At 38.1% G+C, this 13064-nt stretch carries 15 protein-coding genes; 7 read left to right on the top strand and 8 right to left on the bottom strand.

Features of this window, described 5'->3' with window-relative positions:
• The first annotated feature begins 6 nt into the window (after positions 1–6).
• The 6 genes from LT143_RS08965 to LT143_RS08940 all read left to right on the top strand — a co-directional run bounded on the left by LT143_RS08965 (position 7) and on the right by LT143_RS08940 (position 5381).
• Entirely contained in the window at positions 7–333 is a 327-nt protein-coding gene (locus LT143_RS08965) for a YolD-like family protein (protein ID WP_246942435.1), read from the top strand.
• 176 nt (positions 334–509) lie between these two features.
• Positions 510–1037 (top strand): HD domain-containing protein, encoded by a 528-nt coding sequence (locus LT143_RS08960; RefSeq protein ID WP_246942433.1) that lies wholly within the window; start codon positions 510–512, stop codon positions 1035–1037.
• A 182-nt stretch (positions 1038–1219) separates the two neighbouring features.
• Positions 1220–1771 carry a DUF3231 family protein gene (locus LT143_RS08955; protein ID WP_246942431.1) on the top strand — a complete coding sequence of 184 codons (552 nt, stop codon included), beginning with the start codon at positions 1220–1222 and terminating at the stop codon, positions 1769–1771.
• Positions 1772–2470: 699 nt separating this feature from the next.
• Positions 2471–3610, top strand: a complete 1140-nt coding sequence (gene spoIIP, locus LT143_RS08950; RefSeq protein ID WP_246942429.1) for a stage II sporulation protein P — start codon at positions 2471–2473, stop codon at positions 3608–3610.
• Positions 3611–3839: 229 nt separating this feature from the next.
• The gene (locus tag LT143_RS08945) at positions 3840–4721 is read left to right on the top strand and encodes a PhzF family phenazine biosynthesis protein (protein WP_246942427.1); all 882 of its coding nucleotides are present in this window, start codon (positions 3840–3842) and stop codon (positions 4719–4721) included.
• Positions 4722–5243: 522 nt separating this feature from the next.
• A complete protein-coding gene (locus tag LT143_RS08940) occupies positions 5244–5381 on the top strand; it encodes a hypothetical protein (RefSeq protein ID WP_246942425.1) in 138 nt (45 codons plus the stop codon).
• Between the two features lie 82 nt (positions 5382–5463).
• On the opposite strand, the gene LT143_RS08935 is transcribed toward LT143_RS08940, so the two are convergent.
• The 8 genes from LT143_RS08935 to LT143_RS08910 form a co-directional block, all read right to left on the bottom strand.
• Positions 5464–7071 (bottom strand): outer membrane protein assembly factor BamB family protein, encoded by a 1608-nt coding sequence (locus LT143_RS08935; RefSeq protein WP_246942422.1) that lies wholly within the window; start codon positions 7069–7071, stop codon positions 5464–5466.
• 186 nt (positions 7072–7257) lie between these two features.
• Positions 7258–7461: a CDGSH iron-sulfur domain-containing protein gene (locus tag LT143_RS08930; protein WP_246942420.1), complete on the bottom strand. Its 204-nt coding sequence runs from the start codon at positions 7459–7461 to the stop codon at positions 7258–7260.
• A 201-nt stretch (positions 7462–7662) separates the two neighbouring features.
• Entirely contained in the window at positions 7663–7800 is a 138-nt protein-coding gene (locus LT143_RS08925) for a YjcZ family sporulation protein (RefSeq protein WP_246942508.1), read from the bottom strand.
• Positions 7801–7932: 132 nt separating this feature from the next.
• Positions 7933–9384 carry a 4-hydroxyphenylacetate 3-monooxygenase, oxygenase component gene (gene hpaB, locus LT143_RS08920; RefSeq protein WP_246942418.1) on the bottom strand — a complete coding sequence of 484 codons (1452 nt, stop codon included), beginning with the start codon at positions 9382–9384 and terminating at the stop codon, positions 7933–7935.
• Positions 9385–9397: 13 nt separating this feature from the next.
• A complete protein-coding gene (locus tag LT143_RS20415; protein WP_272495739.1) occupies positions 9398–9532 on the bottom strand; it encodes a hypothetical protein in 135 nt (44 codons plus the stop codon).
• Between the two features lie 55 nt (positions 9533–9587).
• Positions 9588–10493 carry an alpha/beta hydrolase gene (locus LT143_RS08915; protein ID WP_246942416.1) on the bottom strand — a complete coding sequence of 302 codons (906 nt, stop codon included), beginning with the start codon at positions 10491–10493 and terminating at the stop codon, positions 9588–9590.
• Positions 10494–10585: 92 nt separating this feature from the next.
• Positions 10586–10717 (bottom strand): hypothetical protein, encoded by a 132-nt coding sequence (locus tag LT143_RS20410; RefSeq protein ID WP_272495738.1) that lies wholly within the window; start codon positions 10715–10717, stop codon positions 10586–10588.
• Between the two features lie 79 nt (positions 10718–10796).
• The gene (locus LT143_RS08910) at positions 10797–11687 is read right to left on the bottom strand and encodes a hydroxymethylglutaryl-CoA lyase (RefSeq protein WP_246942414.1); all 891 of its coding nucleotides are present in this window, start codon (positions 11685–11687) and stop codon (positions 10797–10799) included.
• A gap of 184 nt (positions 11688–11871) precedes the next feature.
• Between LT143_RS08910 and LT143_RS08905 the strand changes: the two genes are divergently transcribed.
• Positions 11872–13062, top strand: coding sequence for an acetyl-CoA C-acetyltransferase (locus tag LT143_RS08905; RefSeq protein ID WP_246942412.1), 1191 nt, complete (start codon positions 11872–11874; stop codon positions 13060–13062).
• The last annotated feature ends 2 nt before the right edge of the window (positions 13063–13064 follow it).

Below are 13064 nucleotides of genomic sequence, written 5' to 3'. Positions count from 1 at the left end.
AAGCAGATGATTCGAGATCGGGGGAACATCAAGTGGACCGCCATGATGCTTCCGGAACATGTAAAACTTTTACGAGATTGGGCAAAAGAAGATGAATATGAAACCAAGCCAGAGCTTGATGAACAAAAGCTAGAGCAAATGAATGAAGTCATTTGTGAAGCAATGGCCTATGGAGCAGAGCTATCTATTACTTATTTTAACCAAACTCATCATCTTACTATTAGAGGAACCATTCATTATGTAGATGAAATTCAGCAGAAGCTACGAGTGGTTTCAAAGGAAGGGACCATGATTCAAGTTCCTTTTCAGTCTATTGTAAATGTAACAACGTAATGGAACGGACACCCGGTTGGAATAATTGGGTGTTTTTTTGTAGGCTTTTCCAAAACTTTGTTGCTTTTCGAAAGCAGCCTTTTATTATTTTAACTAAATTTAGAAGAAGTAAATTGCTTTATGATGGCAAAGATGATAATATATCGATAATTTAACGTAAAAAGGAGGAAGGTAGAATGAGACAGGTTACCTTAAAGGAAATTTATCAACATCAGATTACCCAAAAGTATGTCAGACGGTCGGGTATGGCCCATGCCATTTCAGTAGCTTATCATTCATTCCGCCTTGCACTTCAATATAACGTAAATCCAGATTGGGCAGCAAAAGCTGGATTTCTCCATGATATTGGACATTATGAATGGTATAAGGATGACGGGGAATGGGATTATCAGCAATATCGTGAATTTGATATTCACCCCATTAAAGGGGCTGAGCGGGCACATAAATTACTCGTCCGTTTAGGAGAGGATTTGCAGGCCGCTAAGGAGATTGCTCACGCTATTTTATACCACACAGATTCTGCTCTTCCAGAAGGGAATTTCAAGCTAAACTCTTTACAGCAAATTGTCCACTTAGCGGATGAAAAAGATAAAAAACCAGGTGATCAACATCATTATTCAAAAATAGATCGTCAAAAAGAACTGCTCCTGATTGAAAGATTGGATCAGGAAATTGATAGGTCGATGTTAAAATTGGGAATGTAATAGTTAAGAGTGTTTCGGAAACTTAATGCAAAGTACATGACAGCGTACCTGTAATAATAAATTAATAATCGAACATAGCCATTTATCAACCTCCAAGACAAGCAAAAAGAGAGGGGATGTATTTAACTACCATACATATCTCCTGATTTTTTGAAGAACATTAACGTCAAGGAGGTGTAAAGGTGGCAAATCCAATTGAAGCAATGGTAAATATGCTGAAAGTAGCAATAGATGATACAAATGAGCCGAAAGCGCCTTTGCATATTATTGAAGCTGGAGACTGTTGGACATACATGACAGCGGTTGAAGAGTATATTAGATATGAAGAAGCCGCATTAAATACAACAACAGATGATGAAGTAAGAGAAATGCTAGAAGACGCTAAGCGTCTTTGCAAGAAGCATGTAAAAAGATTAAGTGCGTTTATGCAGAACGAAGGTATTCCATTACCTGATGTAACTTCAGCGAAGCCCAAATCGGATTGTAATGATATCCCACTAGGCGTAAAATTGACAGATGATGAAATTGTAAATGGGATTATGGCGAAGTTGATAGTGGGCTTAACGATGTCAACCAAAGGTCAAGCAGATGCCATTCGTGATGACGTCGGCAAAATGTGGCTGGAATTTTATTTAGAATGGTCAACTTTTGGAGGAACTCTAAAGACTCTTGCCAAAAAACGCGGTTGGCTAAAGGTTCCACCTTATTATTATCCGCCGGGCTCCCCAGTGTGATCTAAATAGGCTGTTTCAAAGTCAAATAGATTGTTGCATTCGTAAAAATCATAAAAGTTAGATTTTACTGGGTAGTAAAATGCAATCTATCTTACATCTAGAGAGTTGCTCTTTTCAAAAACATTTACATACGGGTTTTTAGTATTAAAGTCAGTTTTAACAATAAATAAATTAAATTCACCGACTCAAATGGAAGGAGTCGGTTATTTTGTGTACAAATACTTTAGACCAAAATTCAAGGGTACGTAAAAGTTATGGGCTTCTTAAAACTCCCAGAAGTTGTATTCAATAAAAAGAAGCTACATCAAATGCAGCTCTTATTCCTCATCATTAATTTCGCCATCACCAATTTCATCTTCTCCAGGTGCATCATCACAAGCAACCATAGAAGTAGCTAAGAAAATAGCCAACATAATAGTTAAAAACCTTCTTACCATTAAATTGCACTCCTTCCTATAAGAAAGTATAAATAAGCACATTCCACATTACTAACTGTCCTGTGTGGATAATAGCTTGTGTATATAAAGAAAACTTATACACGTCCTACATGTCCTATAAGACCTAAATGTCCTTCATCCCTTTAAAGCATTGGGGGCCTGGCCCCCGATGCTTTAAAGGGATGAAAAATGCTTGTAAATATATGGGTTCTATTTGATTGTGGAGCAGATATATTGGTAAAAAGGGGATTAGGAGGGCGATATGTATATTCAACTAAAAGCGAGTAGAGCGAGAAGCATGGTTTGGCTATTTGTTAGGCCATTATTGTTTTCACTGGTTGCTCCGTTGGTTATAGCGAATCAGCCATCTTTATCTTTTAATCAGTTAGGAAGGAATGGTCCTTCTCTAAGTGGAGAACAGTTATTTAGTTTGATTAGTAGTGAATATCAGTATTTCTCCAGTGTGATGCCTGGACGGGAGGAGCCTTCTATGCTGGGCTTAGGCGCGGAGCTTGCGACCAATATAAGGTTTGATGATATAAGAAGCTTATTAGGTGCAGAGCTTCCTGGATTGCAAACGTATCACGCACATATTCTTGTGGCAGGAGATGGCACGAATTTTACCAATTTGCCGATAGAATCCTCACCGCCGATGGAGGTATTACTTACGGAGAGAGAAATGGCCCAGGAGGAATTGGCGATACTGAATGAGGAGAAGGTTAAAACGCCAGTTACCCCTCATTCAAAGGAGGCTATCTTTATATACCATACTCATAGCTATGAATCGTATTTTCCCTTATTGGGATTAGAGAACATGGAAAATGCGAGCAGGGCTAGTGATTCTAAAACAAATATTATCCTAATCGGTGAACTACTAGGAAATAAGCTAGAGGAAAATGGGATCAATACAATAGTTGATAAGACGAATATGGGAAGTGTACTAAAGGAACGAGGGTGGACGACCTCAAGAGCCTACACAGTATCAAGGGAAATTGTGAAAAGTGCAATGGGAGGGGTAGAAAAACCAGCTTATTATTTAGATATCCATCGTGATGCCTTGCGAAAGGATCAGACAACGGTGTCCATTAACAACGTCCCATATGCAAAAGTAGCATTTGTTATAGGGGAGGAAAATCCAGACTTTGAACAAAATGCAGCCTTTGCGTTAAAGCTCCATCAATACTTAGAAGAGAAGTATCCAGGGCTGAGCAGAGGATTAATTGGAAAACAAGGCTCAGACGTGAACGGGGTCTATAATCAAGATCTTACGCCTCATTCATTAATTGTGGAAATGGGGGGAGTAGATAATAATATGGAGGAGCTAACCCATGCTGTGGAGGCTTTAGCTGATGCCATTAGTGATTATTATTGGAAGGCTGAGAAAGTAAATGGTGAAAATTAAAGGGTCGTTCTTATGGCTACTGTGGACCTTTCTTTCTACCGTCATAGCCTTTCAATTTTTATCAATGACGATGGTTGTTAGCTGCTTTATAACAGGAATTATCTGTTGTTGTGGTTCTATTGTAAAAGAAAATTCACGAAAATGAATGTCGGCTTTTTACTATTTACTACAGTGTAGGTAATATAAAAAGATAAGAACTTTCACCAGAAACTAAAAGGGGATCAGGCAGATGAACACCATTCCATATTACATAGTAGATGTCTTTGCTGAACAAAAATATGAAGGAAATCAATTGGCGGTTTTTCTAAACGCCGAAACATTAACAGACGAAGAGATGCTAAATATCGCAAAAGAAGTGAACTACGCAGAAGTATCCTTTATCCAATCTGTCACTCATGACTTATGTAAGTTGCGAATATTTACGCCAGTTGAAGAGGTTCCCTTTGCGGGTCATCCTAGTCTCGGCACTGCCTATATCATTAATCAGGTATTATTAAAAGAGAAAGTAAATAATATAAAATTGCTTGTAAAAGCTGGTACCATTCCAATCACAATTGAAGAACAAGAGGGAACAAGTATGTTATGGATGAGACAACTTGAACCTAGTTTTATAAGGGAACATACGCCAGAGAAAATACTTGAAGTCCTAAATATTGAGCTAGACGATCTAGATCGACGTTTTCCCATTCAAGAGGTTTCCACAGGTTTACCAACCATGATTGTGCCCCTTAAGAATTTAGAAGCATTGGAGAAATGCGCCATTAATAGAGAAAAGTACTTTGCGCTAGTAAATAGTATGGATGCCAAACTTATCCATGCATTTTGTCCAGAAACGTATCAGCCAAGCAATCAAATTAACGTTAGAAACTTTGGAGACTACTATGGTGTGTCCGAGGAACCGGCAACAGGAAGTGCCAACGGCTGTCTTGCAGGTTATTTAGTTAAGCATCGTTACTTTAACTCAAACGAGATTAATATACGTGTAGAGCAAGGACGTGAAATTGGTAGACTTGGCCACTTATATTTAAGAGCAGCGCAACGAGAGGAAAGTATTGAGATTAATGTAGGGGGAAAAGTCGTTCCAATTGCTAGAGGAGAATTTTATGTTTAAATGTAACCGTAGTCTGCCCCTTTTGTGTAACGGGATTGTCGGATGGGCCATGGCATGACAGCGCCTTATCGGATTAGGACGCTGGCAAAGCTGTTTGCTAATTCGCTTAGTGAAACTATAGCATTTCTTACTTTCATGGAATAATGAGGTGAAAGTGTGGAAAAAGGCATAAAAATATGGAATTTCCAAATTTTTCGTGGAAATATAGATGAAAAAGCTGGAATAACGGATATTTTCGTGAAAATATACTCTTGGTAATAGTTATGTGCTTGTGCTTTAATCTCTTTTCGTAAGAATTGTTGCTTTTAAACACATTTTTAATATTTATAGCACAATAGAACGACTAGTTACTTATACTAACGCCATTAAAACAACAAAGTATGCGAAAAGAGACTATAAAATGGTTAAGTCATCAAAAAACTTCTATCAAACTAGTAGAAAAGTATGGAATCTATTATTCTGATGGTTAATATTTGAAAATCACTCACCTCTTATACTAGAATCAAACTAGGAGGTGAGTGAATGAGAGAAAGAATTGGAAAACTACTAATTGGGTTTGTGGCGGTTGCTATTTTTATCGGAATTGCCGAAACGAGCACCGAAAATGCGAACAAAAAGCACCAAGAAGGCAAGGAAGTATCGATTGAACAAAAGTTATAATAGACATTCTATTCATATACCAAACCATGGGAAGCCATGGTTTTTATTTATTTACAATATCAAATTGAATTCCATCAAGTACCTACCTAATATAAAACGCGCCAATCTGTCCACCACGGTTAGCGACAACCATCATATTATTGTAAATAGCTGGAGATGCCTCTATATTAGAATTAAAGTTAGTTGTATCCATAACTTCTCCATTGCTTCCATTAATAATATAGATGTTTCCGACTGAGTCACTCTGCACAATAAAGGCTTCGCCTTGGTCAGTATAAATAGGAACAGGTGATGACCATGCATAGTGTGGCATGTCAAAACTCCATACTTCTTCACCAGTTTCTTTATCAAGAGCCAACATAATGCCACGTTCCATTGACTGATAGCGGCAAATTGTAAAAATCACTATGTTTGATATACTGTTTGAACCGATAATAGGAGTTGCTAAGAGTCCTCCATTGACCGGACGGGCGCCTAATTGACTAAGGGCTGGAATGTCTTTATGCCACACAACCTCTCCAGTTAACCCATTAATTTTGCGCAGCATGCTGTTACCTCTGGTACCTTGTTTATCCACTTCTGTACCGGTATAAAGAAAAGGGACATTATTCGTTTCCTCCACAACAATACTAGCATCTGTATCATCGGTAGCAGGGAGTGCCCAAATTGGTTCCATGCTGCGTAAGTCTAGTGCCTGGATGCTACCACCGTTATCAGCAAAATATAGCAAGTTTTTATAGGCAGCAACAGAATTCTCAATTCCTTGTGAAGGATTTCCGTTTATTTTGTAGCGGTACTTAATCGTCTCAGGCTGAACAGAGATGGTAGCAGCTTCTTGATCAAACCGAGTATTGAGAAGAGTGGAGTAAAAAATTCCATTTTCTCCACCTATAAACATAGAATCCGTATCCTTATTGATGAGAGGGGCTCCATCAAAAGCACCCCATGAACGGTAAGCAAAGCCATCGGAACCTTTAATAAAATGCAAGAGAGATCCATCGATTAAACTGAAAATCCGGTAGCCTATTTCATGATGACCGGTTTGTGGAATGCCTTGACCGACATATAAAAGTGGGTAACCTCTAGGATCAATAGAAACACTGCCTTTTATTGGGTTGTTGATGGTAAGAGGAGACCGGCTTTGAACCCCGGTTTCCAAATCAAAAAAATAAATATGTCCATCTAAAGAGGCGTAAATGACCTCTACAAAATCTTCTTTCGCTTTAAACTCCTCTTTAAGATTCATTATTTGTTTTACGTCATCTTCCCATTTGATTAAAGCAGGCTGACCGGTCCACCCAGCGCCACCTCCCCAATCAGGACTATAGCTTGTTTGAAATTCCCAAGCTTTTTCCAATGATTTCGGAGGAGAAGAGATTGTCCCATAAGAAGGGGCCGTTCTCGTATGGTTTCCACGAAAAGTTAAAACTCCTTCTATATTTGTATAGGTGTGGGCGAAAGTTTGCAGTGGATTGAATTCTATCGGTCTATCTTTCTTATATGTTAGGAGGGATAAGTCTTGTATAGTTGTATCGACTGTGACAGACCACAACTCTTTGCTAAATGATTTTATTTCTGGTGAGCCTTCTATGTACACATGACTTGCTGATTGTAAGGGTTCTGTTAGGTTATTTTCGCAACCAACTAATAATAAGCAGGAAAAGAAAGTGAAATGAAATGATTTTCTCAATGAATTGGCGTCCTTTCTAAAAGGTTTGTCTTACACCATCTATATTCATTGAGAAGAAGAATATTGTACGTTTTAGAAAGAAACTGGAAAATTCAATTCATGTTAAGAAAATGTGTCGTATCGAACGTTAAGAAAAGAACCAATAAAAAAACAGCACTAGCTCCCAGTGCTGCTGGTTAAAACAATTTATTCCTGATCGGCTTTTACAACTGATTCAAATTGTCCTTTATGACTACCATCACAAAACGGCATCTTAGATGATTGGCCACAGCGACATAATGAAAACGTAGGATTTGTTTTAAAAACATTACCGTCAGCGTCCACTAATTCGACATCTCCTGTTACTCGAAAAGATCCATTATTGTTTACTTTTATTTGTGCTTTTGACAAGATAAAACCCTCCAGTTAATCTCTACTTCAACTACTTATGTTATAGGTTATTGTAATAAAATACAAATTGTGAATAAAGATTTTTTACAGCGATTGTAGTGAACAGGAAGTATTGAAGGAAAATAAAAAAGAACCAGCTTCAGGCGGGAAGCTGGTCAATAAAGGAGACAAACATCATGACGGTTACTACTTTAAAGCAAATTAGTTAACGTAAGCAGCGCCAACGATAATTAAAAGAATAAATAATACTACGATTAACGCAAAGCCTTTACCTGCACCATAACCACCGTAACCATAGCCACCGTAACCGTAGCCACCGTATCCATAACCGTAACCCATTGTAACACGCTCCTTTTTCATTTAGTTAGTTGTAATACGAAGTAGTTTGTATTACCACTATTACTATATGAGCGTAAACGAATTTGGTATGGACAAATACACAGTAAATGAAGAAATGGGTGCTAGTCTATCTTAGTCTTTCTGATTAGTTAAGAAGTCTTGAACAAGTTTCGTATACGGTTCTCGGTCATATTTTCTAAATAAGTTCCCTTGCAATCTAATAGGATCTCCAAAGAAGAATCTTTCATATAAGGTTTGTCTAGAGCCAAAGGCACTCATACAATAATCCCAGGCAAGTCGAAAAAGCTGAACACGCTCTTTTGCTGGTAAAGTTGCTGAACGAAGATATAAATCTAAGTCTGGCTTCACCTCTGAATCAAAGTCTTCCTCAGTTGGCAAAGAAGCCAATCCGCTTGCTCCTAATAGTTGAATGATTTCTGTCATTCTAGGATAGATGGTTGGGAAAATGGTGGCTGCAACATAAAGAGGATGATAAGAAGGGACCCAAGTACCATACTTATCAGGGGAACTGTGTAACTCTGATGACTCAAGCAGTGCCTTTACGGTCTCAAGACTAGTAATCATCTCACAAATCTTTCCTTGAACATGCTCGTACTCTTGAATCTGGATGGTCTCAACGAGTAAAAGAGCAAGACCTAGTAAAAATTCCAATTTCGTTAATCTTCTAATCACAACCTGATGGAGAACGAGAGGGAAGAAACTGCTCTCTGTGTATAATCTTTGCGGAAGTTCCTTGTTATGATGGAAAAACACGCGGTTCCAAGGTACAACTACGTCATCAAAGACTACGATTGTATCAATCTCATCATATTTAGAAGCCAACGGGTGATCGAAAGTTGAATTTCTATAAGAATAGGGCTCCCGACAAATAAACTTTAATCCTTTAGCATTACTTGGTATGGAGAAGGCATACGCTAGCGAATCACTTGTTAACGTACCGCCAGAAGGAAACACCATCATCTCATCCGTAATTCCGCCTTGGGTAGCAAGTAATCTTGCTCCTTTTACAACAATTCCTTCTTCATGCTGATCGACCACTTGTGCTGCTATACTATCTTCCTCAAACTCAGTGAAGTAAAAGGAAGATCGATTCACTTGTGGATTAACGAAGGTGTGTGTAAACGATAAGTCCTGTTCCCGAGCCATCTCGTAAAAATTCCACACATTTTGTTCCCAAGTGGAATTATATTCCCCGAATAATTCCTTCCCAGCAGCAAAGGCTGTCATTGCTGTATTCATATAATCAGGGGATCTACCCATAAGCCCAGCTGATTGCTTTGCCCACTCTTTTATCATGATACGTCTAAACTCTAAATCCTCTTTAGATTTAGGTAGTAAATAAGAGGCACCAACCGGATGAGAAGTTAAGGGGGATGAGAACGTCATCTTATCTCTAAAATCTGGGTTCGTCTGGAGGTCATATAACCGAGCTTGGCTATTCATAATTCCTTTAAAGGAGGGATGTTCGGAAATATTACCGGTTACTTGTTCGCCGTTTACCCATACATTTGCTCTTAACCGGTCAATACGGTTTATATAGTCTTTTCCGGAGATTGCAGACATTCAAAAATCACCTCTACTTTTGAATTCCTGCTGTTAAAATATGCGAATTATGGGGTTCTGTTACATGTGGATAACCTACACTAATGATGGAAGATAGTTTAAATGTATGACTTACTTCATAATAAAAAGCTTGGCTTCCGATAGCCAAGCTTACTATTAGTTTAATATAAAACTCTTTTTTAAAACTTTTTTTGAAGGTTTACTTAAATGAAATCATGCAAGAAGTCATCTATTACTTTTTCATACAGCTCTGGGTTATCACCATAGGAATACGCATGGGATCCTTTCGGTGCAATGACAAGCTTTTTAGGGCCGTTCTTTTTCTGATAGAGCTGTCTAGACATCGTTGGAAGAATATAATCATCATCCTTACTATGAATAAACAAGACAGGGTTTTGAATGTTTTGAACACATGATATGGGTGATACATCTTTGATGGCATATTTATCTCGCCATTTTAGAAATGTATTCCCAAAAGGAAGAACGGCTTGTTTTGGTAACTTGAAATCTTTCCTTATGAGGTAAGTTAACTGTTCTTCAAGGTCTGAAAACGGACAATCTGCAATGTAAAAGTCAGCACCATCCTCCAGCATCCCTGCGTAAAGTAATGTGGTGACAGCACCCATTGATTCGCCATGAATTCCTAACGTTATGTTGTTCCCGAACTGTTCTTTAGTCCAATGAACGACTGTCTGTAAATCATATTTTTCATAATGCCCCATGCTCGTGGTGGTTCCTCCAGATTCACCGTGTCGACGATGATCATACATGATGACATTAAAATCACGGTGATGAAAGAGATACATGTACTTAATGGAATTAATACGATTCATCGTCACACCATGACAAATAATCATAAACTTCCTAGACTCTTTTTTACTCGGAATGATGGTTCCTTTAATGTCATAACCAAAAGAGGAGGGAATGATAATTTCTTCTTTTTCTAAGCTCTCATAATCGGATAAAATAAACCGTTGTTCCTTAAGTTCGCGGTCTAGTATAAACTTTTCTTCTTTTTTCTTGATATACATAATTCGATTACTAAAAAATAACCCTATAGAGATGGTATAGGTTAAAAGTATAATGATTGCTGTTATTAATTTTCTCATCTTTTCCCCCTGAAAACGAAAGTTCAACTATAGTGTATCAAATATGAACGAGAAAAAGCACACCAGAAGATGTGCTTGCAAGCGTAATCAGTTTATTGAGGAGAGTTTTGTCTGCCGGTTGGATGAATGGCCTTTTCCATTTCCTCTTTCGCCATTACATTTTTTGTGTTGATTCCTTCATTTGAAGGTTTTCCTTTTTGTCCGTTTTGTTTAGACTTTGTCATATGTTTTCACCACCCTTTGCTTAACTGTTTATTAAAGTAGCCAAAAGAGGTTGAATTATGTAAGGACAAAGTAAAGATATTACGATTCTGAAAGAGAAAAATATTTACTATCAATGGATCTAGAAATATGTGATTTTATAAGTTGGACCGCTTCCTTTAACCTAGTTAAGTCCACACCAGTTGAAATACCCATTTGTTCAAGCATAAAAACGACATCCTCAGTTGCCACATTTCCAGTAGCTCCTTTTGCAAAAGGGCATCCGCCTAGTCCACCAGCAGACGTATCAAATCGATCTACACCAGCTTGGAGTGCCGCAAAGACATTTGCCACAGCCATCCCTCTTGTATCATGAAAGTGAGCAGTAAGAAGGGTGTCTGGAAACAATTCTTTTAGTTTGGAGAACAAATAAAAGCTTTCTTGTGGATTCGCCATTCCAATCGTATCAGCAACGCTTAATTCATCAACTCCGTATTCAACAAAGGATGAACATAACGCAACAACATCGTCCATTTGTATTTTTCCTTCGTATGGACAGTAAAAAGAAGTGGAAATACAGGCACGCACAAATATTTTCTTTTCTTTCAGTTCAGCGATAATCGGTTGTAGTTCTTTTAGGCTCTCAGCTGTTGATTTATTTATGTTTTTAAGATTAAAGGTATTACTTACCCCGACAAAAACGGCAACTGACTTACAACCTTCCTGAAGCGCACGGTCAACTCCTTTACGGTTAGGAGTAAGGACGATGTTTCTAGATTGATCATAGGTTGCTTTAACGATATTTGAAGCATCACTCATTTGGGGAACCCATTTTGGAGACACAAAAGAGGTAATCTCCATTTCTTTAAGACCAGCTGCTTTTAAAGCATTAATAAAAGAGAGCTTAATGTCAGTCGGAACAATACTAGGATCATTTTGAAGTCCATCTCTAGGGCCAACCTCAATTATGGTTACTTTTTTCGGTAAGTTCATTTTTTTCCTCCATTCCCAAGTCTAGCTATCTCTTATTCTATTTCGTAAACGATCTTTTAACGAATAAAATAAAAGGAATTTTGTCATTTTTAGAGAAGTATTATCTATAGAAAAGTGTTTGTGATATTATTGTAAACGCTTCCTTTAATAATTCAAGTATTCATTGTACATAGGAGGAAATAAAATGATGAACAAAGAAGTTGTAATTGTTAGCGCAGTACGCACCCCAATTGGAAGCTTTAATGGAGCATTATCCTCTGTAAAGGCGACGACGCTAGGATCGATTGTAATCAAAGAAGCATTAAATAGAGCGGGTATTGCTGAAAATCAGGTTGATGAAGTGATAATGGGGAATGTATTACAAGCTGGTTTAGGTCAAAACCCTGCCAGACAGGCTGCACTAGAGGCAGGACTACCTATTGAGACATCCTCATTAACCATTAATAAGGTTTGCGGTTCTGGCTTAAAGGCTATTCATTTAGCAACACAAGCAATCCTTACAGGCGATGCTGACATTATAGTAGCTGGTGGAATGGAAAATATGAGTCAGGCCCCTTATTTACTTGAAGGAGCAAGAGATGGATTTAAAATGGGCAATCAAACCTTAAAAGATAGCATGATTCAGGATGGTCTATGGTGTGCCTTTAACGATTATCACATGGGGGTAACAGCGGAAAACCTATGTACTCAATATGAGATTACGAGAGAAGAACAAGATGAATTTGCAGCATTAAGTCAGGAGAAAGCGCAAGCGGCTATACAAGCTGGAAGATTTAAAGATGAAATTGTTCCAGTGGAAATTAAAACTCGTAAAGGTAGTACTATAGTCGATACGGATGAATATCCTAAGCCAAACACATCACAAGAGAAACTTGCTGGGTTACGACCTGCTTTTAAGAAAGATGGTAGTGTAACAGCAGGGAATGCTTCAGGTATTAATGATGGTGCTGCTGCTGTTGTAGTTATGAGTAAACAAAAAGCAGAAGAACTGGGACTAACGCCATTGGTTACGATAAAAGGGAATGCCTCAGCAGGGGTGGATCCATCAACAATGGGAATTGGACCAGTTCCAGCCGTAAAGAAAGTATTAGATAAACTGCAGTTAACTTTAGAAGATATGAATTTAATTGAAGCAAATGAAGCATTTGCCGCTCAATCTATCGCCGTTCATAGAGAGTTGCAGTTTAATAAAGACATCTTGAATGTAAACGGAGGAGCCATTGCACTTGGACATCCAATTGGAGCAAGTGGTACGAGAGTTCTTGTCACACTCATTCATGAGATGAAAAAACGAAATGCCAAAACGGGCTTAGCTACTTTATGTATTGGTGGCGGCCAAGGTGTAGCAACTGTCGTTGAGAACGTACAATCTTAAAG

Source organism: Bacillus pinisoli (genome assembly GCF_023036475.1).
Classification (GTDB): Bacteria; Bacillota; Bacilli; order Bacillales; family SA4; genus Bacillus_BS; species Bacillus_BS pinisoli.
The sequence above is the reverse complement of the archived record's forward strand: the minus strand, read 5'-3'. Positions and strand labels throughout refer to the sequence as shown.

Coding starts and splice junctions, on each gene's coding strand:
- LT143_RS08965 (WP_246942435.1), top strand. CDS start 7: ATGATTCGAGATCGGGGGAACATCAAGTGGACCGCCATGATGCTTCCG.
- LT143_RS08960 (WP_246942433.1), top strand. CDS start 510: ATGAGACAGGTTACCTTAAAGGAAATTTATCAACATCAGATTACCCAA.
- spoIIP (WP_246942429.1), top strand. CDS start 2,471: ATGTATATTCAACTAAAAGCGAGTAGAGCGAGAAGCATGGTTTGGCTA.
- LT143_RS08945 (WP_246942427.1), top strand. CDS start 3,840: ATGAACACCATTCCATATTACATAGTAGATGTCTTTGCTGAACAAAAA.
- LT143_RS08940 (WP_246942425.1), top strand. CDS start 5,244: ATGAGAGAAAGAATTGGAAAACTACTAATTGGGTTTGTGGCGGTTGCT.
- LT143_RS08925 (WP_246942508.1), bottom strand. CDS start 7,800: ATGGGTTACGGTTATGGATACGGTGGCTACGGTTACGGTGGCTATGGT.
- hpaB (WP_246942418.1), bottom strand. CDS start 9,384: ATGTCTGCAATCTCCGGAAAAGACTATATAAACCGTATTGACCGGTTA.
- LT143_RS08915 (WP_246942416.1), bottom strand. CDS start 10,493: ATGAGAAAATTAATAACAGCAATCATTATACTTTTAACCTATACCATC.
- LT143_RS20410 (WP_272495738.1), bottom strand. CDS start 10,717: ATGACAAAGTCTAAACAAAACGGACAAAAAGGAAAACCTTCAAATGAA.
- LT143_RS08910 (WP_246942414.1), bottom strand. CDS start 11,687: ATGAACTTACCGAAAAAAGTAACCATAATTGAGGTTGGCCCTAGAGAT.
- LT143_RS08905 (WP_246942412.1), top strand. CDS start 11,872: ATGATGAACAAAGAAGTTGTAATTGTTAGCGCAGTACGCACCCCAATT.